22 protein-coding genes are annotated in these 23,874 nt (G+C 38.5%); 12 read left to right on the top strand and 10 right to left on the bottom strand.

All coding sequences use genetic code 11. The annotated features are described in order from the left end of the window. Positions 1-73 precede the first annotated feature (73 nt). The 9 genes from JWR87_RS14025 to JWR87_RS13985 all read left to right on the top strand — a co-directional run bounded on the left by JWR87_RS14025 (position 74) and on the right by JWR87_RS13985 (position 11,591). A complete protein-coding gene (locus tag JWR87_RS14025; protein WP_297821152.1) occupies positions 74-1,333 on the top strand; it encodes a hemolysin family protein in 1,260 nt (419 codons plus the stop codon). Positions 1,334-1,423: 90 nt separating this feature from the next. Next, on the top strand, positions 1,424-4,957 hold the full coding sequence (locus tag JWR87_RS14020) for a PAS domain S-box protein (RefSeq protein WP_297821150.1): 3,534 nt from the start codon (positions 1,424-1,426) through the stop codon (positions 4,955-4,957). Positions 4,958-4,970: 13 nt separating this feature from the next. Beyond that, positions 4,971-6,122 carry a response regulator gene (locus JWR87_RS14015; RefSeq protein WP_297821148.1) on the top strand — a complete coding sequence of 384 codons (1,152 nt, stop codon included), beginning with the start codon at positions 4,971-4,973 and terminating at the stop codon, positions 6,120-6,122. A 419-nt stretch (positions 6,123-6,541) separates the two neighbouring features. Beyond that, positions 6,542-7,399: a twin-arginine translocase subunit TatC gene (gene tatC, locus JWR87_RS14010; protein WP_297821146.1), complete on the top strand. Its 858-nt coding sequence runs from the start codon at positions 6,542-6,544 to the stop codon at positions 7,397-7,399. A 44-nt stretch (positions 7,400-7,443) separates the two neighbouring features. After that, on the top strand, positions 7,444-7,896 hold the full coding sequence (gene rpiB / locus JWR87_RS14005; RefSeq protein ID WP_297821145.1) for a ribose 5-phosphate isomerase B: 453 nt from the start codon (positions 7,444-7,446) through the stop codon (positions 7,894-7,896). An 11-nt stretch (positions 7,897-7,907) separates the two neighbouring features. After that, a complete protein-coding gene (locus JWR87_RS14000; protein ID WP_297821143.1) occupies positions 7,908-9,443 on the top strand; it encodes a M28 family peptidase in 1,536 nt (511 codons plus the stop codon). Positions 9,444-9,712: 269 nt separating this feature from the next. Next, positions 9,713-10,114: a hypothetical protein gene (locus JWR87_RS13995; protein ID WP_297821141.1), complete on the top strand. Its 402-nt coding sequence runs from the start codon at positions 9,713-9,715 to the stop codon at positions 10,112-10,114. Positions 10,115-10,116: 2 nt separating this feature from the next. Next, entirely contained in the window at positions 10,117-10,884 is a 768-nt protein-coding gene (locus JWR87_RS13990; RefSeq protein WP_297821139.1) for a type II CAAX endopeptidase family protein, read from the top strand. A gap of 170 nt (positions 10,885-11,054) precedes the next feature. After that, complete coding sequence (locus JWR87_RS13985; protein ID WP_297821137.1) at positions 11,055-11,591, top strand: Uma2 family endonuclease; 537 nt, start codon at positions 11,055-11,057, stop codon at positions 11,589-11,591. A gap of 258 nt (positions 11,592-11,849) precedes the next feature. Here the strand turns inward: JWR87_RS13985 and JWR87_RS13980 are convergent, their stop codons facing one another. From JWR87_RS13980 to JWR87_RS13965, 4 genes are all read right to left on the bottom strand, one after another. Further along, positions 11,850-12,824 carry a deoxyhypusine synthase family protein gene (locus tag JWR87_RS13980; protein WP_297821135.1) on the bottom strand — a complete coding sequence of 325 codons (975 nt, stop codon included), beginning with the start codon at positions 12,822-12,824 and terminating at the stop codon, positions 11,850-11,852. A gap of 106 nt (positions 12,825-12,930) precedes the next feature. Next, positions 12,931-13,368: a hypothetical protein gene (locus JWR87_RS13975; protein WP_297821133.1), complete on the bottom strand. Its 438-nt coding sequence runs from the start codon at positions 13,366-13,368 to the stop codon at positions 12,931-12,933. 297 nt (positions 13,369-13,665) lie between these two features. Then, a complete protein-coding gene (locus JWR87_RS13970; RefSeq protein WP_297821131.1) occupies positions 13,666-14,103 on the bottom strand; it encodes a hypothetical protein in 438 nt (145 codons plus the stop codon). 392 nt (positions 14,104-14,495) lie between these two features. Next, positions 14,496-14,879 (bottom strand): hypothetical protein, encoded by a 384-nt coding sequence (locus JWR87_RS13965; protein WP_297821129.1) that lies wholly within the window; start codon positions 14,877-14,879, stop codon positions 14,496-14,498. A 498-nt stretch (positions 14,880-15,377) separates the two neighbouring features. Between JWR87_RS13965 and JWR87_RS13960 the strand changes: the two genes are divergently transcribed. From JWR87_RS13960 to JWR87_RS13950, 3 genes are all read left to right on the top strand, one after another. Continuing rightward, complete coding sequence (locus tag JWR87_RS13960; protein ID WP_297821127.1) at positions 15,378-15,971, top strand: ACP phosphodiesterase; 594 nt, start codon at positions 15,378-15,380, stop codon at positions 15,969-15,971. A gap of 30 nt (positions 15,972-16,001) precedes the next feature. Then, positions 16,002-16,550, top strand: coding sequence for a DUF2911 domain-containing protein (locus JWR87_RS13955; RefSeq protein WP_297821125.1), 549 nt, complete (start codon positions 16,002-16,004; stop codon positions 16,548-16,550). A gap of 198 nt (positions 16,551-16,748) precedes the next feature. Next, positions 16,749-17,567, top strand: coding sequence for an NAD(P)-dependent oxidoreductase (locus tag JWR87_RS13950; RefSeq protein WP_297821123.1), 819 nt, complete (start codon positions 16,749-16,751; stop codon positions 17,565-17,567). Between the two features lie 97 nt (positions 17,568-17,664). Here the strand turns inward: JWR87_RS13950 and lysS are convergent, their stop codons facing one another. The 6 genes from lysS to JWR87_RS13920 all read right to left on the bottom strand — a co-directional run bounded on the left by lysS (position 17,665) and on the right by JWR87_RS13920 (position 23,665). Beyond that, on the bottom strand, positions 17,665-19,200 hold the full coding sequence (gene lysS / locus JWR87_RS13945) for a lysine--tRNA ligase (RefSeq protein WP_297821121.1): 1,536 nt from the start codon (positions 19,198-19,200) through the stop codon (positions 17,665-17,667). A 507-nt stretch (positions 19,201-19,707) separates the two neighbouring features. Then, complete coding sequence (locus JWR87_RS13940; protein WP_297821119.1) at positions 19,708-20,508, bottom strand: sterol desaturase family protein; 801 nt, start codon at positions 20,506-20,508, stop codon at positions 19,708-19,710. Positions 20,509-20,528: 20 nt separating this feature from the next. Then, positions 20,529-20,783, bottom strand: a complete 255-nt coding sequence (locus JWR87_RS13935) for a hypothetical protein (RefSeq protein ID WP_297821117.1) — start codon at positions 20,781-20,783, stop codon at positions 20,529-20,531. A 21-nt stretch (positions 20,784-20,804) separates the two neighbouring features. Beyond that, entirely contained in the window at positions 20,805-21,509 is a 705-nt protein-coding gene (locus tag JWR87_RS13930; RefSeq protein ID WP_297821115.1) for an acylneuraminate cytidylyltransferase family protein, read from the bottom strand. Next, positions 21,436-22,686: a UDP-N-acetylglucosamine 2-epimerase gene (neuC, locus tag JWR87_RS13925; RefSeq protein WP_297821113.1), complete on the bottom strand. Its 1,251-nt coding sequence runs from the start codon at positions 22,684-22,686 to the stop codon at positions 21,436-21,438. Before neuC ends, JWR87_RS13930 begins: the two co-directional genes overlap by 74 nt. Further along, on the bottom strand, positions 22,661-23,665 hold the full coding sequence (locus tag JWR87_RS13920; RefSeq protein WP_297821111.1) for an N-acetylneuraminate synthase family protein: 1,005 nt from the start codon (positions 23,663-23,665) through the stop codon (positions 22,661-22,663). The genes neuC and JWR87_RS13920 overlap by 26 nt, the downstream gene beginning before the upstream one ends. Positions 23,666-23,874: the final 209 nt, after the last annotated feature.

Genomic DNA, 23,874 nt, shown 5'->3' with positions numbered 1-23,874 from the left:
TGCAACCGGATAGATAGGAATTTTTTTATTGCGGACAAAACGTTTTGCTATACGTTTCCTGTAAATTCAACATATGGACAACATTTATTTTACTGTTTCTCTCATTGTCATTACCATCATTTTCATTGGTTTTTTTGCCGGAATAGAAATCGCCTTTGTGACAGCAAATAAGTTAAGCATTGAACTAAAAAAGAAACAGGGGAAACTTAGCGGAATTATTTTATCAAGGTTTATGGAGGAGCCGGCAAAATTTATTGGCACTTGCCTTATCGGCGTCAATTTCTTCCTGGTCATTTATGGTCTGCTTGTAAGCAACTTGCTTCGTCCCTTGTGGGATTCGTTTCACATCACTAACAATTATGTAATTCTTGTTGTTGATACCATTATTTCTACCTTACTTATCCTGTTTTTTGGTGAGTTTATACCTAAAGCAATTTTTCGTGCAAGAAATGATGCCTTGCTTAGTTTTTTTGCCCCTGTAGCAAAGTTTTTTTACCGGATTTTTTTTCCTGTTGCATCTATTCTCGTCACCATTGCCGAATGGATTTTAAAGTACGTTTTTAATGTAAGAGTGCACGATAGAAATGAAGCATTCGGTAAAGGAGATCTGGAACACTTCTATCAGCAGAACAAAGACCAGGACGAAGAAAACCAGGAATTGAATACAGAACTTTTTGAAAACGCCTTGTCATTGCCTATGGTTAAAATAAGACAATGCCTGGTACCAAGAACCGAGGTAGAAGGGTTTGATATAAAAACAAGCGTTGCAGTGGCACGGCAACATATGATAGAAACCAGGCTAAGTAAACTGGTTATTTATAATGATAATATAGATAACATTCTCGGGTATATTCACCAACTCGATCTTTTTAAAAATCCTGCAGACCTGCAATCTATATTGCTTCCTATCCCCGCCGTTCCGGAAAGCATGAGCGCTACGGACCTGATAAATAAATTTACCAAAGAACGAAAAAGTATAGCCTGGGTAGTAGATGAGTTTGGTGGCACTGCAGGCATAGTAACAATGGAAGATGTGCTCGAAGAGATTTTTGGCGAAATAAAAGATGAATATGACGTGGAGGAGTTTGTAGAAAAGCAGGTGGGCGAAGATGAATACATATTTAGTGGCCGGCTTGAGATAGATTATTTAAACGAGAAATATGACCTTGATGTTTCGGTGTCTGAGTCCGAAACTTTATCTGGGTTTATTATTTCTAATCATGAGGCCATTCCACAGAACAAGGAAAGGATAATAATAGACATGTTTGAATTTGAAATCTTAAGTGTAAGTGATACCAGGATAGAAATGGTAAAAATGAAAGTACTGCGGTAAAACGCTATAATAAACTCCCCTAAAGTTCGTTCAATTGGTAGTGCCCCTGCACAAGCGCTGCAATAAATAAAATGCAGTTACTGATACCACATGGCAGCATATACGGACTTGGAAAAACCTATTTACACGATTGCAAAATGTCTCAATGAAATTATTGTAAACAATGACCTTGATGAGGCGCTACAAAAAATAGTAGATTGGCTGGCAGCTTCACTTGACATTGATTGTTGCTATATTTCTGAAGATGGAAATAAAACTGCCAACCTTGCCATTTTTAGCGGCGAAAAGGAACTGATTGAAAAAGCACGAAACAACTCTATTTTAAATATTAGTGACTTTTCTGAAATACATTCCATTTTACACAAAAACCTGTGCTATAAAGTTTCAATAAATAATCGTGTATCAGAGGGATTGCACCATTGGCTAAGAAAATCAAACGTAAGATCACTTTTACTTATCCCGGTTTTTAGAGGAACCAGATTTTGGGGATGCATTGGTTTTGGCGATTCCAAAAATAACCGAACATGGCATAGCAGTGAAATACAACTACAATCACTTGCTTCAGCAATAGGATCGGCCATTGAAAGCAAAAGGATTAAACACGAGATACAGCAGAGTAACGAAATCATTAATACAACCCTTTCAACCTTAAATGAAATTGTTTGGGAGGTAGACCTCATTAATCAAACTACTAAAATTGCCGGGTCTTCTATCTTCATCGAAAGTCTGAAAAGAAAGAGTCTGAGTGATAATTTTATTGACTGGGTACTTGCCTCCGTTCACGAGGATGACAAGGAAAGGGTATCACTAAAGTTCAAAAGGTTTTTTGGGGAAAAAGACGCATCAGTTAACGAAGATGTTTTCAGAATTTATAACGAGAAGACCGGCGAGTACTTTTGGATGCATAGCAGGTACCATTTAAAGCGAAATATTTACGGAGAACCGATTTTCTTAACCGGCACTTCTGTTGATATTTCAGACAGCAAAGAGGTTGAGCACGAGTTTTCACGCCAACGGGAGCAGTACCAGTTTTTGGTGCAAAGCCTTGGACAAGTAGTTTTCACTTTAAATAAAAATGCAACCGTTTCATTTGTAAGTCCTGCCTGGAACGAAATACTGGGTTATCAGCCCGAGCAAAGTGTTGGAAAGGCTTTCATAGAATATTTAAATGATGAACACGTTCAACTGTTCTGGGAGGAGTTCGGGAGCTTGTTAGCCGGTAGAAAAACAAACCTTGATCTGCGAATACAGCTGGTAAATGCCGCTGGCGAAAATATTTGGGTAAGGATACTTGCTAAAACCACCTTTGATTATAACAATACTATTGATGGTGTTTTTGGATCCATTGAAAATATTAATAACTCCTATAACGACTCTCTTCTCCTGCAGGATAGTAATGAAAGAATAAATACCATTCTTAATAACAGCAAGGAAATCATCCTTACCCTCGATCTTGAAAAAAATAAAATTGCATCTGTAAACGATGCTGTAGGAATCTTAGGTTATAAACCGGAGGAATGGATTGACAAATCATATAAGTCGTGGAATAATGAGCAGCGGCAGCAGTTTCATGAATTGATGCGATTGGCCGTGCAAAGTGAGTTGCAGGTTAAGAACCAACAAATAACTTTTACCAATAAAACAAATACAGAACGTATTCCTTTCGAGTTTTCAACTTCTATTTTTTATTTTAAAAACGCGCGTTATCTTCTATGTGTTCTTCGCGACATTCGCGAACGGCTGAAGTATGAAGAAAACATCTCCCTTATTTCGACCCAGCTAACACACTTGTTGAATAACATCGATGACGTGTACGCCATCTTCAATATTAAAACGGGCAAATACGATTTCGTAAGTGACAACGTCGAAAATTTATATCACTGCGATAAACAATGCTATTTTAATAATATCAAATTTTGGCGCGACTGTATACACAAAGAAGACCTTCCTGGTGTTGAAAAAGAAGTAGAACACATTGTATTAAATAAATCAAAAGGAGAAATTTTTTACCGGATACATACAAGTACCGGTGAAAGAAAAATGGTGCTTGAAAAACTGGTGGTTGGTAAAGACAGTAATGGGGATGCAGATAAATTGTACATCGTAAAAAGCGACTACACCAACATTGAAAATGCAGAACAATCGCTAATGGAGACGGAAAGGAAGTTTCGTTTTATTTCAGAAAATCTCAGTGATTTTATTTCAATTCATGACACTGACTGGAATTTTACTTATGCATCTCCATCCATAAAGAATATTCTTGGATATACGCCTGATGAAGTATTAGGTATGGGAGGGTTTGACCTTGTTCATCCGGACGACCTGCTAAAAACCCTGAATGATTGTGTTCAACCTGTTGTACTACATAAAAAAGAAACACAGTTCCGGTATAGAATGCTTTCTAAAGACGGAAACTTTAAATGGGTGGAAACTTATGCTAAGCCGGTGATTGATTCGAAAGGAGAAATTTCATCTATTATTTCTTCAACCCGTGATGTAACCGACCAGGTTACCAGCGAAAACAAACTGAGGGAAAGCGAGGAACAATACCGGCTTCTTTCAGAGAATAGTAATGATATCATAGGCATACATAACCTAAAGACTGAGTTTTTATATATTTCTCCTTCGTGTAAGCAAATTTTAGGATACGAACCTCCGGAGTTATTGGGTAAAAGACCCCAGGATATTTATTCATCCAGAGATGCTTCAGTACTATCTGTAACAGAGCCAAATAAGGTAATTGAAGAAAAGAAAGAAAGAAAATTCTTAAGTAACATTATTACAAAAAGCGGCGAAGAAAAAGTGCTGGAAGTTTGGTTGAAACCACTTTTTAAAGCAGACGTGCTGGTAGGTTTACAATCTGCAAGCCGCGACGTTACGGAAAGAGAAAAACTATTACGCGAGCTTGAAAATTCGTTGGCTAAAGAACGAGAATTAAACGAGTTACGTGAAAAATTTGTGTCAACTGCATCACACCAATTCCGAACTCCACTTACTGTTATTCAGTCGGGAGTAGAGATTATGGACATGTATCTTGAAGATCTGCCCGAAGCAAAACAAGCTAAGTTTCAAAACCAATTCAGAAAAATACAGGAGGAAGTCAGCAGGTTAGAAAACCTAATGAATGACGTATTGGTGTTAGGAAGAGCAAACGCAGTCCGTACTCCTTTCTGGCCCGAAAAAAGAAGCCTGGTAGACTTTTGCACAAGCATTATCGAGAATAAATACAACAGTTCGTACTTACCCGAAAGGCAAATCCTGCTGACAACAACAGGTTTTGAAGTGCCGGTTAGTTTCGACGAAAAGTTAGTAAGCCACGCTATCGAAAATATTATTAGTAATGCCTACAAATACTCCAGCGAAGGCAATATTTACCTCGATTTAATTTATGAACCAGGTAAGGTGATTATAAACATCAAAGACAATGGCGTAGGCATACCTGAAGAAGATATTAAAAACCTTTTTCAACCTTTTTACCGGGCAACAAATACAAGTGAAATTGACGGAACGGGTTTAGGGCTATCAATTGTAAAAGAATTTATTGAAATACATGGCGGCAAAATTTTTCTTACCAGTAAATTAAATAAAGGCACTACTGTTAGCGTTATACTACCTATAGCATAAATAAACTTATTACATGGAGCAGCAAACAAGAATACAGGTTATTGAAGACGAAATAAATATTCGCGAAAATATACAGGAATTGCTTGAAGCTAAAGGATACGTAGTACGGGTATCACCAAATGGTAAGCAAGGTGTGTTGGATGCGATTGATTTTAAACCTAACCTGATTGTTTGCGACGTGATGATGCCAAAAATGGATGGCTATAAAGTTTTAGAGTATGTAAGAAAAACTTCGATTATTCAAAATACCCCATTTATATTTTTAACTGCAAGGGTCGATAAAAACGACATCAGGCAAGGGATGGATCTGGGCGCCGACGACTATCTTACAAAGCCTTTTACCTACAAAGAATTGCTAAAGGCAATCGAATCGAGGCTTAAAAGGCAGCAGAAGATAATAGGCGAGTACGCCAAAGTGAAACACGACCTCGATACAACTGTATTTGCTACTTATTACCACGAGTTCAATACGCCGCTTCATGGCATATTAGGGGGATTAAACCTGATGTTAAATGCAAGAGATTCATTTAATGAACAACAGGTTCAGGAGTTGCTTACATCAATTTTAAAATCCGGGCTCCGTTTAAATCATTCCCTGGCCAACCTGATGCTGTTTGAAGAAATCAGGAGAGCTGAAGTTTACCCCGAATTGCTCAGCATGTTTACCGAGGGGATAGCTAAAATAAACTGGGTGCAAAAGGTTAAGACTGAATTGCAAACAATGTCGAAAGAAATATACAACCGCATCGACGATGTGGTAATTGACCTGGAAGCTGCCGAGGTAAGAATGGGTGGCGAATACCTTCAAAGAATCATACTTGAACTTGTTGATAACGCTTTAAAGTTTTCAAAACGAGGAGCGAAAGTGTATGTGACCGGGTCTGCAAATGGAGACGAATATCGTTTAGAAGTGAAAGATAGTGGAAGAGGTTTTGAGCTTCAAAGCCTGGGTGACATTGCTCCTTTCAAGCAATTCAACCGAAAAAGGTTTGAACAACAAGGTCTTGGCATTGGTCTGTTTTTGGTAAAGCGACTAACTGAATTAAATAATGGAGACCTGAGGATCACTACTTCTGAAGGAGAAGGTACCCAGGTAGAGGTAAATCTGCTATCGGCCGAAAACCGGGTGTCAAATATTACGCAGGCTACAGTAGCATTTGCCTAGAAGAACTAATCTTTTTTAATTAAAATATCCATGGCCGGTTAATTCCGGCTTTTTAATTTGCATGTGCTCCGCTATTTTGAGATCAGGTTTTTTTTATTGATTTTTTGTAATCGACCGCTTGTTTTCAAACCGGCATCGTTGCGTCGCACACTGGTACTTTTGTTCCTTATCCGACTGTTTATAATATAAGGAATGGATGTTCTTTTTTTTAAAAAATTCTGATCATTACGGTTCTTAAAGTACAAGAGTGCGACGCAACCATGTCTCATATCAGTATTTAGTTTGGCCCAAAAAACTAAACGAATAAATAATCAGTATATAATTTGCAAAACCTGTTCTCGATTAAATGAATATTAACTTCGTTATTAGTCTTTACAGTTACCTTTGCCGCATTCATAAAAATTGCATTTAAAATATCAATGGCCTTAAGTTTATTAAACAGAACCGGACCCGAAGGAGAAGAAATGACTTTTGTTGACCACCTCGAAGCACTACGGTGGCATGTTGTTCGTTCCCTGCTTGCTGTGATGTTTTTCGCTATTTTTATATTCATTAAAATGGATTGGGTATTTGAGAGGGTTATAGCAGGACCATTGCAAAACGATTTTATCAGCTACCTTTTATTGTGTCGGTTTAGCCATTTTTTGCACCTCGGCGATATTTTGTGCATGCCCGCCATTAATGTAAAACTGCAGGCTATTGAGTTTAGCAGCCAGTTTATGAGCAGTATTACTATTTCCTTTGTTGGAGGCTTTATTGCTGCATTTCCTTATATTTTTTGGGAGTTTTGGCGGTTTATAAAACCGGCCCTAAAACCGTCTGAGTTAAAAAGTACAAATGGAAGTATTTTTTTTGTTTCTTTCTTCTTTTTTACCGGCGCCGCTTTTGGTTATTTTCTACTAGGCCCGTTTACCTTTAATTTTCTTTCTAATTATAGCTTAGGTACGTCTCACCTGTTAGAGACCAGGCCAACTTTAAATGATTATCTTGAAAACCTCGTTAATATCATTATTGGTTGTGGTTTAGCTTTTGAACTACCTGTACTTGCTTACGTGCTTACCAAAATCGGTTTGGTAACGCCGCAGATTCTTGCTTCGTCGAGAAAATATGCAATTGTTGTTATTCTGGTATTGGCAGCGGTTATTACTCCCAGCCCTGACTGGTCAAGCCAGATGTTGGTGTTTGTACCACTCTTTTTGCTGTACCAGCTTAGTATTGTAGTTTCTAAGAGAGCATACAAAGAAATGATAAAGCATGACAACGAGGAATGGAGTTAGCAGTTGTGGTGTAATTTAGCGGCAATTATTTTTCAAAGTCTAGTATGAGTTTTCAATTTGATCGTTCAAAACCAATCGCTATTGGTGCAGACCACGCAGGGTTTGAATATAAAACAGCGATTGTAGCACATTTAAATAAATTAGGTTTTCAGATTTCTGACTTTGGAACTTATTCGCCAGACTCTGTAGATTATCCTGACTTTGCCCATCCTACTGCAACCAGTGTTGAAAATAAAGAAACTGCGTTTGGTATTCTAATATGTGGCAGTGCCAACGGGGTAGCAATTACTGCAAATAAACACAAAGGAATTAGGGCTGGTCTCTGCTGGCAAAAAGAGGTTGCTGAGCTTACCAGAAAACACAACAACGCCAATATTCTCTGCATTCCTGCACGCTTTGTTAGTTTAAACGTTGCAATAGACATTATCGATACATTCCTGAATACTCCGTTTGAAGGAGGAAGACACCAGGCACGCGTAAACAAAATATCTTGTTAGTTAAGAAATTTATGAAAAAAATATTTTTACCAGTTTTAGGACTTGTTCTTTTACTTACTGGTCTTAACGGTATAGCACAGAGAGGACAAAAGCAGCAAACTGATTATGCAAACATCTATTCCCAAACAATATCGGCTGCAGAACTAAAGGAAAAGCTGACAGTTATTGCTGGTCGCGAAATGGAAGGAAGAGAAACTGCATCGCCAGGTCAAAGAAAAGCTGCAGCTTATATTGAAAGTCACTTTAATAAACTTGGCCTGTTACCAGGTACCACAACCGGCTTTCAAATGCAATATCCTATTTACCAGGATACTTTATTGGAAGCAAGTCTTAAAGTTGGAGGTAAGTTTCAAAAGCCTGATTCCTCTTTTACAATAAATATTGCTTCTGCTCCTAACGGAACTTTTGATATTAAAGAAATAATCTTCGCTTCATTTGGTATTGTAGATTCTGTCCGTAACGATTACCAGAGTCTCGATGTAAAAGGAAAGTGGGTTCTTATTTTTGAAGGCACTCCGGCTTCCGCTTCTCCTGTCTTCGATAGAAGAAGCCCCTACTCATCAAGAGCAAAAGTAGATCAGGCAGTTAAGCTTGGTGCAAAAGGAGTTTTTATAATGTCGGCTGATTTTCCAAAGAGAGCGTTGGAAAGCAAAGGGGCAATGTATTTAAAAAAAACTGCTCCGGCTACAGTTCCGGTAATAACTGTATCAAGCAATGTAGCCCACCAATTACTCGGACTAAACCCTGCTCAATTGCTTCAGAGTATTAAAAATATTCCGGTGGGCTCGTATAACGCTGAGGCCCAATTTATAACCAATAAGAGAACCCTCTTATTACAGAGCAGTAATGTAATAGGTGTTTTGCCAGGAACAGATAAAGCTGATGAATATGTACTTATAACAAGTCATTATGACCACCTTGGAACCCATGGCAAAGAAATTTTTTACGGTGCCGATGATGACGGGTCCGGAACTACAAGTGTTATTGAAATAGCCGAGGCATTTGCCAAGGCGAAAAATGAAGGTCACGGCCCAAGAAGAAGCATCGTTTTTATGACAGTTTCAGGCGAAGAAAAAGGGCTATTAGGATCAGAGTTTTATACTGAAAATCCTGTCTTTCCGTTAAATAAGGTTTCGGTCGACCTTAACATTGACATGGTTGGTCGTATTGATCCTAATTATAAAGGAGACTCTTCAAATTACGTATACATAATAGGCGATGACAAATTAAGTACTGACCTGGCTCCTATTACCGATTCTGTTAACACTGCCTATGTGAAAATGCAACTAGACAGAAGATTCAACGATCTTAAAGATCCTAATCGCTATTATTACCGTTCAGACCATTATAACTTTGCGAAAAGCGGTGTTCCTGTTATATTTTATTTTAATGGAACGCATGCAGATTACCATCGATCTACTGATACAGTCGATAAAATAAATTTCGATCTGATGTCAAAAAGGGTAAAACTAATTTTTCATACCGCCTGGCAAATGGCTAACCGAAATGAAATGATTAAAAGAAATATTCCACTCCAAAGATTATAATTTTTGTAAAGCCTCTTTTCGGGAGGCTTTTTTTATGTGGATTATTTCTTAAGTTGCAATACATGCAACTGGCCAATTTCTCATCCGCTTTCGATGCTTCCGCAGCTTTACAAAAGTGTAAGTTGTTGCCAGTAAGAACGCAAATAAAGGGCTACCCGTTAACTTGTCGCAATTGCAGCTTTATTAATCATAATCATTATAACTTTTGTACTAATTGCGGATACCCTATTTACCCCAATCAAGACAGGCTGGCGATATACAATTTCCGTTTGCAAAAGCGCAAAGACCTTCAAAGGCTGTGTTTTCTTAAAGTTGAACATGCCCGAAATGCCCTGTACGTTCTCGCCGCCTTTAGTATGCTCGGTATTTTTTACGTTTTTTCAGATATCCGCCACAAAGCAATCACCGGGTTTGTTATGGTGCTTTTAGGTTTCATCTACGCCGGCCTGGGAAGATGGTCTCTGCAAAAGCCTTTTACAGCATTACTTATCAGCCTGATTGTTATGTTGTCATTTACGGCTATAAACACCTGGGCAGAGCTTTCCTCTTCCTTCACATCTGCGTCGGGCGTTTATCTGTTGATTGTACAAATCATACTAATTCACTTTCTCTTACGGGGCGTTAAAGGAGCATTTCATGCCGACATTTTAGAAGAAGAATTTAAATTGTAAAGGTGACAGAAGAATATATCATAAACCCAACTTGTAAAGAATGTGATATAGCAGTGCATGATGAACACCGTTTCTGTCACAACTGCGGCAGTTACCTGGGAACTGAAGCTGTGACTATTAACATATTCAATAACTCAGATTTAAGACGGGTTTTCACCCTCTATTTTGTTTATCTTTTTATCTGCCTGTTAATAAAGCACAGCTCGTGGTTCAACAGTTACGACGAGCTTTTCTGGCTCGAATTAATTTTAGCCGCCATTACGCTTAGGTTTGCCTGGCTTAACTGGCCCATGGTAAAACCCATTCTAAGGTTCAACAACTTTAAATGGTATATTTTATTCGGAGTGGTTTTGCTGGCCGCTGCGGGCTCTTTGCTTGTAACTATAAGTGTGAGGCAATTAAATGTTACTTTTTTTCATACAGACATTAGCTACTACCAGGCTTACAGATTGTACCATTATCCAACCCTTGTTATGATCTACTCTATTGCCCTTATGCCTGCCATTTTTGAAGAACTAACTTTTAGAGGTGTCATGTATAACTACTGTTCTAATTTTCTTAACGAACGGCTTGTTGTTGCACTTACGGCATTTTTATTTGCCATTATGCACCTTAACCTCATGTCGCTTATATGGCTAATCCCTTTTGCCTTTTTTATTGGCAATCTGCGGCGCAAGTATAATACCCTGTGGTACGGTGTCATATTTCATTTCGTATTTAATCTTACGGCCTGCCTGATCGATTTATACCGGCAAGGTGAAATATTTTAAAAATTCTTTGGTAACCGGGCTAAAGATTCTTTATGGGGCAGCCGTTGCGTCGCACTCTTGTACTTTTAAAACATTCATCTCCTTTTTTCAGTGTAGTAAAATAAGAAACCTGCATAGCAATAATTTTAGCTATTTACAGAATTTGATGATTGTAAATTTGATACAGGAAAATGTCAAAACCAGTAAAAATATTACCTCACTACACTTACGATGACTGGATCCATTGGGAAGGTCAATGGGAATTGATTGACGGTATCCCTCATGCAATGAGACCAATGCCAGTGCCAAAGCATCAAAGAATTGCGAATGCAGTAGGCGGAGAGTTTTATCTAGCTTTAAAACATTGTAAGAAGTGTCAAGCTTTTCAGGCAATTGATTACAAAATTGAAGATGACATTATTGTGCAACCTGATTTGCTGATTGTTTGCGCTGATATTAATAAAAAATATCTTGATTTTGCACCTGACTTAGTCGTCGAAATATCGTCGCCATCTACTGCTTTAAAAGACAGGCACAGTAAGTTTACCATATACGAACAACAACAAATAAAATATTATTTGATTGTAAATCCCGATAAAGAAGAAGTGGAAGTTTACTCTATAGAAGACGGAGCTTACCAGCTAAAGCAGACAGGCAAGTGTTTTACTTTTAAATTCTTCTTTCAAGACAATTGCGTTGCTACTGTTGATTTTGGAGAAATTTGGTAAAAAACGAACGAAAGTTCTCTTTAAATAAGGATGTTTAAAAAGCATAATAGAGTTACTTATCTCAGACTGTTAGAACATTCAAGGCTTTAAGAGTGTTTCTTAAAACTACAATTATAGCGCCTCGATCTTACATAATAAGTCTAGCTAAAATTAAAACCCTCCGATACAGAGGGTTTTAAAAAGTATAATAGAATTACTTATTTCAAAACGGAGCGTCGCAACGATGATCAATGAAGATCATCGGTTTGTCTACAAAAACTACAGGCCTAAAATATAAGCAAATATCAAAGGAGCGACTATGGTAGCATCACTTTCTACAATAAACTTCGGTGTATGAATGTCTAGTTTACCCCACGTAATTTTTTCATTTGGAACGGCACCGCTATAGCTTCCATAACTGGTAGTACTATCACTGATCTGGCAGAAATAACTCCAAAAAGGCACGTCGTGCATTTCAAGATCCTGGTACAGCATTGGGACAACACAAATTGGAAAATCGCCGGCAATACCTCCACCAATCTGGAAGAAGCCGATCCCCTTACCCGAACTGTTGTGACGATACCAATCGCTTAACCATACCATATATTCAATACCGCTTTTCATGGTGCTTGCCTTCAGCTCGCCTTTTACCACGTAGCTGGCAAAGATGTTTCCCATGGTGCTGTCCTCCCATCCCGGAACAACGATTGGCAAGTTCTTCTCGGCTGCGGCTATCATCCAGCTATGCTCTTCAGGTATTTCGTAATGCTCTCTCATTACGCCACTCAGCAATAATTTGTACATGTACTCGTGCGGAAAATAACGTTCGCCATTGTCTTCAGCATCTTTCCATATTTTATGAATGTGCTTTTGAATACGACGAAACGCTTCCTCTTCAGGTATGCACGTGTCGGTTACGCGGTTATAGCCGTTCTCAAGCAAGTCCCATTCTTCTTTTGGCGTAAGTTCGCGGTAGTTTGGAACTCGTTTGTAGTGGGTATGAGCAACAAGGTTCATCACATCTTCTTCAAGGTTAGCCCCTGTACAACTAATGATCTGTATTTTGTCTTCACGAATCATTTGGGCAAGGGATATGCCCAACTCGGCTGTGCTCATTGCACCAGCCAATGTAACCATCATTTTGCCACCTTCAAGCAAATGGGTTTCGTATCCTTTAGCCGCATCAACCAGAGCAGCAGCATTGAAGTGACGATAATGATGCTGTATAAATTGAGAAACAGGACTTTTGTTCATATTAAATAATTTGGGCGGCAAAAATAAAACTTAGAAACATAAAAGCAGGTTAATAAAAAAGCCCCCGCTATTGCGAAGGCTTCTATTAATCAAACTACGTATGTACTTACTTTCTACTTCTTCGATACACTGAAACAAAACCGTTATCTAATACTTTCACAATAACACTTTCAGTATCATTTTCAGCCTTAATGAAATAGGCGCTTTCATCAGCTCCCTCGAAAAGAATAGATTCCTTTACTGTGTACGTGTCATACTTTTTTGCAAAGGCTCTTTTTGCTTTTAAAGGTAGTTCGTCAATAGAAACGGCTCTGCTCGTTCCAATTTTTTCGCCTGCTGTATTGTAAAAAGCTTCCATTCTTTCACTGTCCCATACAAATGAAACTTTTACAAATTCTGTAGTTGAACTCCAGGAAACGTCTGAGGCTTTTTTAAATTCAGCAGTAAAGTTTTTAAGTGCTAAATAATTAATTTTAGTAGGTTCTGCGAAAGCGCTTGTTACAAATGTTGCGACAACTATTGCTGCCATTAATAACTTTTTCATGATGTGGTTTTTTTTGTTTTTTATTTCTTCAATTAATTTTTCGTGTCAGTGATTTTGTTATCTACAGTTTAAAAATAGAGTGAGAAATAAGGTAATACAACGAGATTGTGATGAGATGAGCCCGTTAAAAAGAGGATGATGACAGGCGGTAAAAAAGATGAATAAATTCAATTTGCTGAAAGGACGAAAAAGAAATAAAAGAGCGCCGGTTTGATAGATGGTAAAAGCTTGAGCCCTGGTAAAATTAAAAAAAGCCCAACTTCTGGTTGAGCTTTTGAACGCGATCTATCTGCTAACTTATTTTACTCTCTTCAAAAGAGATAAACGGTCATTTTCATCTACTTTAATAATTAAGCTCTCCTTTTCATTTTCTACAGATAAGTAGTAGCTCTGCTCTTCCTGCGACTCGTATTTAATTGCTTCTTTTACAGCATACCCTTCGTATTTTTTTGCAAATGACCTTTTCGCACTCACCGGTAAATCGTCCAGGTTAATACTCTTACTGGTAGCAAAAAGTTTTCCATCAGGATTATAAAAAGCATCCATTCTTTGATTATTGTAAGTAAACGAGGCTTTTGCCAACCCTGTTTTAGAACTCCATGTTACGTTAGTAACATCTTTAAAATCGTGTTTAAAGCTGCTCAGAACAAAGTAGCTTATTTTGCTTTCGCCCGTGGCAAAAGCGCCGGTTGTAACAGTAATTGCTAAGAATGCGGAGAGGATTAATTTTTTCATAACCGAAGTTTTTATTTTAAAGTTGCTATTTGGTTTTTTAATCACTTTTTAAAAGTATAACGAGTCTAATTAGTTTCAGACAAGATTGTGATGAACGAAAACAGAGCAGTTTTACCTAGGTTTGGGGATGATCTTTAATAGTCCGGCTCGCAAAACTTCTACTGTAAATGAATGTATTACGAATTATTTCGTTCACCATTGAATTCTCATTGAAGGCTATACATTACAAGTGGCTCAATTAAAAATTGGATGAACGGTAAAGCATATGTTTTAAAACGAGGATTTTTATGATGGCTGCAAATGAGGATGCGTGAAGTGGAAGAAGCTTACGAATGATTTATAAAAAAAGCCTCCGCAAAAGCAGAGGCTTACCTGTTGTGATGCTTGCCTTATTATTTCTGGCATTTTGTAAAAATGGAGACATCCAGGGTCTCATCTATTTTTACTATTATCGATTCCTTATCATTTTCCGCAGAAATGTAAAAGCATTCTCCCTCACTTTCTGTAGAACGTACTGCTTGTTTTATCGTGTAGCCATTAAACATTTTTGCAAATGTTCTTTTTGCTGGTACCGGTAACTGATTTTCTCCTGTTTTTTGGCTGTCTCCCATTTTTTGCTCGCTGGCATTAAAAAAAGACCTTACACCAACCGTTTGTTCAAGTCCTTTTTTCAGTCTTTCAGACTCCGAAATAGGTGGGTTTATATAACCGGGTACAGCAAACGCACTTCCTATTATAAAAAGTGAAAGCATTATGGCGAAGAGTATCTTTTTCATAAATAATGTTTTTAGAAATTTTATAATGAATAGTTATCTGTTAAAATGAATGAGTCAAAAGTATATTAAGCAATAGCAGTAAGCAATTGAATTGTGACGAATTGCTCAGCGGCGGGCAATAGTTGTGATAGGTGGTAAGAGAATATGTGAGCCGAAATAAAACGAAAGCTTCAAACATAGTACTGGCAACGAATGTACCTTTTTCGAACACTCACATTTAATAACGTTTTTAACGTGCAAAAAAAAAGTGCCGTATTATAATTGTGACGAACGGCGTACAAGAAATGGTTCGACTACGTGTAACTTTTAAAGACCCTTCTTAAAAGCTATGAGATGTGAAATAATAAATTAGACGTTTGCCTACATGTAAAAAGTAATTAACCCGCTTTGCAATAAATGTGCAGAAGCGCGTTGGATAATTACGCAGCTTTGCAAAACAAATTCAAAGTTTGCATTAAAGCGACAAACGCCTTACCAGAAATATCAAAAAAATAGTAGATGAATTTTCTTGCCCATGCATATTTATCATTTAGTCAGCCCGACATACTAGTGGGTAATATGATAAGCGACTTCGTTAAAGGCAAAAAGAAATTTGATTATTCAAAGGGTGTTCAGCAGGGAATTATTTTGCATCGCCAGATAGATGCTTTCACTGATTTGCACGAAGCGACCAAAGAGGCAAAAAGTTTCTTAAAACCTGCTGTCGGTTTATACTCGGGTGCTTTTATAGATGTTGCCTATGATCATTTTTTGGCCAATGATCCTAATGAGTTTAACGATACTACTCTTCGGGGGCATGCAGCTGACACATACAAAATTCTTGCAGCAAGTGATGCTGTTTTGCCGGCCATCTTCCAAAAAATGTTTCCCTATATGCAGTCACAAAACTGGCTTTACAATTACAAAAGCATGTCGGGAACCCAAAGCAGCTTTGGAGGTGTTGTAAGTCGAGCGGCTTATTTAGATAGCAGCACCGAGGTTTTTGATCTTTTCAAAAAGCATTATAGTGCGTTACAAAACTGTTATAATAATTTCTTTCCTTCTGTTAAAGCATTTTCTTTTCAGCAAATTGAACAAATGAAAAATCAATAGGTCTATATCTTTGTTACTAAAGAAAAACAAATGAAAAAAATACTTTTTGTACTTGGATTTGTATTAGCAGGGCAATTTCTAATGGCACAGTCTAAACCTACTGACGTTGACAAAAGCCCCATGGACGTAAGTTATTTGCCGGCGAATTACCCTATTTCAAAAATGCGCGGACAAACTACAGGAGAACCTTTAGCCCGAGTCTTGTATAGTCGTCCTCAAAAGAAAGGCAGAGAGATTTTTGGCGGAGAGGTAAAATATAATGAAGTTTGGAGGTTAGGTGCCAATGAAGCCACAGAACTGGAATTATTTAAAAACGCTACTATTGGTGGAAAGAAAATTCCAAAAGGACGCTATTCACTTTATTGTATTCCTTTAGAATCTAAGTGGACTATTGTTGTAAACAAAGACAATTATAGCTGGGGAAGTTTTACTTATAAAGCTGAAAAAGATGTTGCAAGAATAGACGTTCCCGTTCAGAAAACCGGCGATAATGTAGAAGCGCTTACTATGTATTTCGACAATAATTCTTTAATTGTACAATGGGAAAATTTAAAAGTAGCGGTGCCCTTCGCTTTCTAAAAAAATTGCACACTTAACCCGGTAACTACTACCGGGTTTTTTTATTTAAGAAAGTTTCTGTACAAGTAAGCTGATTGTGGTTTTTGACTAGCCAACCAAAAAAGACCAGATCATCAGTATCCATCCATCCCTCTTATTTATCAAAACCTAACCACTATTTCATCTGTTACATTTAATTTACAGGTTAAATCATCTGCGATGTCATTTCAAAACAAAACTGCTTTTATTACCGGTGCCAGTCGTGGAATTGGCAAGGCTATCGCACTAAAGCTGGCTGCTGAAGGAGCAAATATTGTAGTTGCTGCAAAAAGCGTAGAAGAAGACCCGAAGCTTGGAGGAACGATCTACAGTGCTGCTGAAGAAATAGAACAGGCAGGAGGCAAAGCCCTGGCAGTGCAATGCGACATCCGCGACGAAAAGCAAATTGAAAATGCAGTAAACAAAGCGGTCGAAAGGTTTGGCGGCATTGATATATTAATTAACAATGCTTCCGCTATATCATTAACTACTACAGAGCAAACAGAACCCAAGCGGTTCGACCTGATGCACGACATTAATGTAAGAGGAACTTTTTTTGTTTGCAAAGCTTGTATTCCGCACCTGAAGAAAGGAACAAATCCCCATATCCTTACTTTGTCCCCGCCGGTTAATTTAGATGTCAAATGGCTTAAGGGTCATGTTGCTTACACTATTACCAAATACAACATGACACTAATAACATTGGGTCTTGCTGAAGAATTAAGAAAATACAACATAGCGGCAAATGCACTGTGGCCGAGGACTACTATTGCAACTGCTGCAGTTCAAAATTTGCTGGGAGGAGAAGCCCTTATTAAAATGAGCCGAACTACTAACATTATTGCCGATGCGGCTTATTATATTCTTAGCAAACCTTCTACTGAATGTACCGGCAATGCATTTATCGATGAAGCTGTTTTAGCTGCAGAAGGAATTACCGATTTAGGTAAATACAGTGTTGTTCCGGGAGGTAAGCTGTACCAGGATTTATTTGTTTAAAAAGCATTTTTATTTCTGTTATAAAAAAAGGATTGCCGATAAAGCAATCCTTTTTTCTTTGGTTGTTACACTATACCTGTACCCTGTAAAAGCACCTTTAGTGGTTTGGGGTTTCATCCATCTTCTCCGGCCTCATCTGTGGAAACAATAATACATCCTGTATGGAAGGTTGATTTGTTAGTAACATACATAACCTGTCTATACCAATCCCAATCCCCGAAGTGGGTGGCATCCCATATTCTAAAGCACGTAAAAAGTCATAATCAATAAACATCGCTTCATCATCACCTCTTTCCATTAGTTTTATTTGTTCCTCAAAACGTTCGCGCTGATCTATTGGGTCGTTCAACTCTGTATATGCGTTTGCTATCTCCTTACCGTTTATCATCAGCTCGAAACGTTCAACAAGTCCCGGTTTGCTTCGATGCTTTTTAGTAAGTGGACTCATTTCAACGGGGTAGTCGATAATGAAAGTGGGTTGCGTATAATGCTCTTCGCATTTTTCACCGAAAATCTCGTCTATCAGTTTTCCCTTTCCCATGCTTGCATCACTTTTCAAATGCAATTGCCTGCAAGCGTCCCGCAACTGTTCCTCATTCATTTCGCTTACATCAATACCGGTATGCTCTTTAATTGCGTCGTAGATACTGATGCGTTTGTACGGCGCTTTAAAATCAATTTCTTTATCTGCCATTGTAGCTTTAGTAGTGCCGTTAACAGCGATGGCTACCCTTTCCATTAACTGCTCTGTTATGTTCATCATCCATTCGTAATCTTTGTAGGCAGTATAAAACTCAAGCACCGTAAATTCAGGATTGTGCGTCCTGTCCATTCCTTCGTTTCTAAAATTCCGGCTAAATTCATACACCCAATCAAAGCCACCTACTATCAATCTTTTCAGGTATAATTCGTTTGCGATACGCATATAAAAAGGAACATCCAAAGCATTGTGATGGGTGATAAAAGGCTTGGCCGCAGCGCCACCGGGAATACTTTGCAAAACCGGCGTATCCACTTCGAGCGCACCCCTTTCATTTAAAAACGCACGAATTGAATTCATCAGTTTTGCACGCTTTACGAATACTTCTTTCACATGTGGATTCACAATTAAATCCGCATAACGTTGCCTGTATCTAAACTCAGGATCGGTGACCGCGTCAAAAGTGTGCCCTTCGGCCTCTTTCACTATAGGCAACGGTTTTAACGACTTGGTAAGTAAGGTAAACTCCCTTACATGTATCGAGGTCTCGCCCGTTTTGGTTGTAAACACATATCCTTTTACACCTATAATGTCCCCAATATCCAACAGCTTTTTCCAGACCTGGTCGTATAAGCTTTTGTCTTCTCCAGGGCAAATCTCATCGCGTTTTACATACACCTGTATTTTGCCCACGCTATCTTGTATTACAGCAAAGGCAGCCTTGCCCATGTCGCGAATACTCATCAACCGGCCTGCTACACATACATCTGCAAAATCTGCTTTATTTTCTTCGCCCTTATAGTTTTCTTTTATTACAACTGAAGTCGTATTAACGGGATATAAAGCGGCGGGAAAAGGATCAATTCCGGCACTTTGTAAAGCAGTCAGCTTTTCGCGGCGTATCAGTTCCTGCTCGCTCAATTGTTGATTCATAATAACTCTTATATTTAAACGAAGCGCAAAATTAGGGATTTAGAAATGGAAAGAAACTTAAGATGAAAACGTTCAAACCCTGCGAAAGTGTTTAGTTGTCACCTGTTCTTTTTTTAGGTTGCCGGCTACATCTTTCCATAGCATCATCGTTGTGTCACACATTTAAACAGATTGTTCAGGGTGTCAATGTTCCAGCGGAACATTTAGGGGTAGAAGTTTGAAAGCTGCTTTATTTTAAACGTACAATTTGGGACGTCTCGTGCTTCGATACAGGTTTCATTCTACACCAAACGTTCCTATAGAACGTCCACACAACAACCTTTTTCCTCTACCAACCAAATGTCCCTACAGTACATGGAAGATGGGTCCTATGTTAGCGTTTTGAGGTTGGGCTCATTTTACATTCGCCTAAAAAAGCTGCGAGATGGTTTGCAGTAAAAGTGAGTGACACAACGATGTTGATAAAGGTTGTAAAGCCTGTCCTAAAACAATTATTGCAATAAATCTCTATTCTGCCATGACTGGTTCAACGAATTCCTTATCAGCTTTGACAGGTTTTCTTGCTGCTACTTTTTCAAACTGTTCATCGTAGTCTGCCCGAATGGTGCCCATCGCCCTGTCCCAAAACAAAAAGTACAAGCCGTAATTTCCTTTAAAGAACTGGTGGTGTTGGTTGTGGTTGACAGACGTATTAATCCACCTTCCCACAGGGTGTTTAGAGAAACCGGCCGGATACAGCTCCCAACCTAAATGTCCATAAACATTGTACACCATCATTACAAGAAAAAATACAAATAGGTGAATAAGATGCAGCGGCATCATCATGATTAGAATGATAAAAATACCTGCTTCAAAAAAAGCCTCGGCAGGCTGAAAAGCAAACGATGCCCACGGAGAGGGATTGGTTGATTTATGATGAACTATATGAAAAAGCCTAAACAATTTTGGGTGGTGCATGGCCCGATGCATCCAATAAAAATAAGTATCGTGCACGATAAACATAACAGGAAAAGCAAGCCAAAACCACCAGCTGCTATGCTGATTAATGTGCTGGTAATACTGCGTAAATTGCCTGAAGGGAGTGAGTAACATGGCAGCGGGCACTGCAGCAAAAATGACAATGGTAATTAGCGAAAAAAATATTTCGCGCTGGTAATCTTTACTTTGAGGAAAACGGGGTTGTATTTTTTTATAGGCTATTTTATTCTTTTTTATCTTATACCAAATAAGATAAGCAACCCCTGCAATAAGAAAATATCGAAGGGTAATAACGGTAAGTAACCCGTACCAGGTTTCAGCAGAAAACATGGTGTAAAACTATAAAAAAACTAAAAGTACCCGTTTGTTAATAGTACTTGCCAGGCTTCATTAACTTTTCCTTCAGCCAGTAATTTTGACGCATACTTATGAACTTCTACATCCATTTCGTCGGGGGAAAGAGAGTAGTATTGGAAGATGTTTTTGAGTTGATCATCATAAAAGGAAGGATCAACTGTGGGAGGTTCTGCGAGGGTCGACAATGTAATTTTATCCTTATCTGTAAGGATAGTGCTTTCAATAATGTGCGTAGGTAATTCTATCAATCGTTTTGCTTTAATTAATAGCTACGAAACTACGAATAACATTTTAGCTATCATTTCTGCACGTTTCCAATCTTCGGCAGTATCAATGTTTATGTGCCACATGTCGTCTGACTGCAGGTAAGAAATAGTTTTGCCGAAAATAGAATTCCTGTTGCGAATATTATCAGCCTTAAAAATATACACGCTTCCATCCCTGGCAAAGGACTTGGGCAACAACTGTCGTGAGGGAATAATGGCTTCTTCGCCCGTAGCAATTCTTAAATACCCCAAAGCGTCCGCTTCAAAGACCCAGTGAGGATTGTACTCATGAGGAACCAGCTTTACAGAAACGAGGCAATCTGCGGCTGAGGCAACAAAATTTTCAAAACACCTGTCTACAAAACCTTCACTTCTAAAAGGACAAGTAGGTTGTAAAAGGCAAATATTGTCGTACCACTCGCCCCTGTTATCGAAGTATTGAAGCGCATGTTTGATGACTTCTAAAGTGGGGGCTGTATCGTCTGCAAGGTATTTAGGTCGTAGAAAAGGAACTTCTATGGACGCATTTTTTGCAGATTCTGCAATTGTTGTACAATCTGTACTAAGAATGATTTTATCTAAAAAACTGCATTCAACAGCAGCTTCGAAAGTATAATGTATTAAAGGTTTTCCACTAAGCGGTTTTATGTTTTTTCCGGGTACTCCTTTTGAGCCTGACCGGGCCGGAATTATACACAGGTTTTTCATCTTGAAACTGTAGGATTTTAGAATATCGGAGTTTTACTGTGGCTAAAATATCTGCCATTTTTTTGCCTGCATCACCTTTTCCATATACAAAAGACTGCTTTGGTCTTTCATTGCTTTGCCAAAAACGAACTGCATTTATTATTTCCTGTTTATCATGATCTACGTCTACCAGGTTGCAGCCTCTTTCTCTTCCACTTTGCCGGCTTCCAATGTTTATAACAGGAACGCCCAGGTAAGAACATTCCCGTATGCCCATGCTACTATTGCCGATAAGGCAAATTGAATTATATACAAGTCTTAAAAAATCATCGGGAATCATGTTGTCGAAAAAGTGAACGTGCGACAGATCAGAGTGACTTCTATAATAACTGATGCTTTGTGAAACTGCATCGGAGCCAGCATCGGCATTCGGCGAAAACCAAAATGTAGGCATTTTAATATCTTTTATAGCCTGCAAAGTTTCTTCTACCTGAAATTTGGCTTCACCAAACTCTGTAGTTACCGAATGCTGCATAACAACCAAATATCCGTTGAGGTAATTTGGCTTACTACCAAAGCCTCCATATTTTTTATAAGGATCGAAATTTAAATCAGGCGTTTTTAACACATTACGAGCAAGGTCTATAGAAGGACATCCGGTATTAAACACGTAGCCCGGATCTTCCCCAAGCTTTATTACCGTTTCCATTGCCCTTGTATTGCATACCAGGTGAATGTCAGCAAATTTTGTGTTAGCGTGTCTTACTTTCTCATCAATGCTTCCCGTTATTTCACCGCCTTGTATATGTACCAGGGGAATGTTTTGATAAGATGCCGCTATAGAAACCGAAATAGTCTCGAAACGGTCTGCAATAACCACTACCATATCTGGCTGTAGTTTAAAAAACACGTTAGACAACTCTACCAGCCCCACTCCCACCGTTTTCGCCATCGACGTCAGGTTTTCTCCATCAAGCATTGTATAAACCCTTTCTTTTACTTCGAAGCCATCATCATGTAAGATGTCGTCAACATTGCCGTATTTGTTCAATAGTGCAGGCCCGGCCAAAACAATCTGCAATTCTAATTTTGAATGTTTCTTAATAGCCTGTAGCGTGGTTTTAATACGGCTATAACTTGGACGTGCTGTAATAACCACACAAATTTTTCTCTTAGTCATAGGTACTGAAGTCTTCATGGTTTAAAAATTCCCATTGACTTAAAGCCTTATTAAGTCTTTTGCCAATAATAGATTTATAGTCAGACGGAGCGATCCCAAAACCAGATGGCTTCTTCGACTCAAGGTCTTCGAAAGTAACGGTATGACCTTGCGGCAAGGTTTTGTTTATACAAAGCGACTTTCCAAATAATTGCTTTAAACCAGACATGTTTTCAGCAAGCGCATTTTTGCAAAACCTGTTTTCTAATGAAGCCCTTATTTGTTTTACCCCCTTCACCAGTCTTTCTACTTCATCAATTTCGATCGATGCCTTTGCATCAGGTCCAAACATCCTTTTATCAAACACTACATGAAACTCTAGTATCTCGGCTCCTACGGCTGTTGCAGCAAGGCAAGCCGTAATATCACCACTATGATCAGAAAGTCCTGTAGCTATATTATAACGGTCGTTTAACTGTTTTATTATGTGTAAGCCCCATTGCTCCGGCTGGGTTGGATAGGCTGTAGTACACTGCATAATGGCTAATTCTACTTCCTTTTCTTTAAAAATATGTACGGCCGCATCTAGTTCTTCTAAGGTGCTCATTCCGCTCGATAGGATAACGGGCTTACCTGTAGCCGCTATTTTCTCAAGCATTAAAAAATTCGTCACTTCACCTGAGCCTATTTTATAGCGGTCTACCCCAGCTTCCTCTAAAACATCTACAGCCTTACAAGAAAAGGGTGATGATATAAATTCAAGCCCTACCTTATGACAATGTTCTTTTACTTCCGTCCATTGGGCAGTACTTAATTGCATCCGGGTCCAGTAATCAAAACGCGTCTTATCAACATAACTAAATGGAATTCTAAATGTCTCGAAAGAGCTGCTTTCTGCTTCGGCAATATGGGTTTGAAATTTAATGGCATCAATGCCTGTACTAGCAAGCGCAGCTATATAAGAATGTAAAATTCCTACACTTCCGTCGTGAGCCTGCCCTATTTCAGCAATGATCATATAAATCTATTTTTTTTACCTGGCCGAAGTAGTGCTATGAATCATCGTTGCGACGCACTCCTTTCAACTTTGGGTAATTCTATTAAACTGTTTTTTTAAATATTTATTTTAAATAGGGAGAAGTCTGTTTGAAATAGCTCTTATACCCAATTTTTAAGAAGGAGTAAACAACCCGCGTGTAACAGAGGGTGCAGCCCATATGTACCCAA

Source organism: Segetibacter sp. (assembly GCF_025963695.1).
Lineage (GTDB): Bacteria > Bacteroidota > Bacteroidia > Chitinophagales > Chitinophagaceae > Segetibacter.
This window is presented reverse-complemented; position numbering and strand designations above follow the sequence as displayed.

Excerpts from the sequence above, each read along its gene's own strand:
- JWR87_RS13960 (WP_297821127.1), top strand. The coding sequence starts at position 15,378 with ATGAATTTTCTTGCCCATGCATATTTATCATTTAGTCAGCCCGACATA.
- JWR87_RS14000 (WP_297821143.1), top strand. The coding sequence starts at position 7,908 with ATGAAAAAAATATTTTTACCAGTTTTAGGACTTGTTCTTTTACTTACT.
- JWR87_RS13940 (WP_297821119.1), bottom strand. The coding sequence starts at position 20,508 with ATGTTTTCTGCTGAAACCTGGTACGGGTTACTTACCGTTATTACCCTT.
- JWR87_RS13920 (WP_297821111.1), bottom strand. The coding sequence starts at position 23,665 with ATGATCATTGCTGAAATAGGGCAGGCTCACGACGGAAGTGTAGGAATT.
- JWR87_RS14015 (WP_297821148.1), top strand. The coding sequence starts at position 4,971 with ATGGAGCAGCAAACAAGAATACAGGTTATTGAAGACGAAATAAATATT.
- JWR87_RS13980 (WP_297821135.1), bottom strand. The coding sequence starts at position 12,824 with ATGAACAAAAGTCCTGTTTCTCAATTTATACAGCATCATTATCGTCAC.
- rpiB (WP_297821145.1), top strand. The coding sequence starts at position 7,444 with ATGAGTTTTCAATTTGATCGTTCAAAACCAATCGCTATTGGTGCAGAC.
- JWR87_RS13975 (WP_297821133.1), bottom strand. The coding sequence starts at position 13,368 with ATGAAAAAGTTATTAATGGCAGCAATAGTTGTCGCAACATTTGTAACA.
- JWR87_RS13985 (WP_297821137.1), top strand. The coding sequence starts at position 11,055 with ATGTCAAAACCAGTAAAAATATTACCTCACTACACTTACGATGACTGG.
- JWR87_RS13965 (WP_297821129.1), bottom strand. The coding sequence starts at position 14,879 with ATGAAAAAGATACTCTTCGCCATAATGCTTTCACTTTTTATAATAGGA.
- JWR87_RS13930 (WP_297821115.1), bottom strand. The coding sequence starts at position 21,509 with ATGAAAAACCTGTGTATAATTCCGGCCCGGTCAGGCTCAAAAGGAGTA.
- JWR87_RS14025 (WP_297821152.1), top strand. The coding sequence starts at position 74 with ATGGACAACATTTATTTTACTGTTTCTCTCATTGTCATTACCATCATT.
- lysS (WP_297821121.1), bottom strand. The coding sequence starts at position 19,200 with ATGAATCAACAATTGAGCGAGCAGGAACTGATACGCCGCGAAAAGCTG.
- JWR87_RS13970 (WP_297821131.1), bottom strand. The coding sequence starts at position 14,103 with ATGAAAAAATTAATCCTCTCCGCATTCTTAGCAATTACTGTTACAACC.
- neuC (WP_297821113.1), bottom strand. The coding sequence starts at position 22,686 with ATGAAGACTTCAGTACCTATGACTAAGAGAAAAATTTGTGTGGTTATT.
- JWR87_RS13950 (WP_297821123.1), top strand. The coding sequence starts at position 16,749 with ATGTCATTTCAAAACAAAACTGCTTTTATTACCGGTGCCAGTCGTGGA.
- JWR87_RS13955 (WP_297821125.1), top strand. The coding sequence starts at position 16,002 with ATGAAAAAAATACTTTTTGTACTTGGATTTGTATTAGCAGGGCAATTT.
- tatC (WP_297821146.1), top strand. The coding sequence starts at position 6,542 with ATGGCCTTAAGTTTATTAAACAGAACCGGACCCGAAGGAGAAGAAATG.
- JWR87_RS14020 (WP_297821150.1), top strand. The coding sequence starts at position 1,424 with ATGGCAGCATATACGGACTTGGAAAAACCTATTTACACGATTGCAAAA.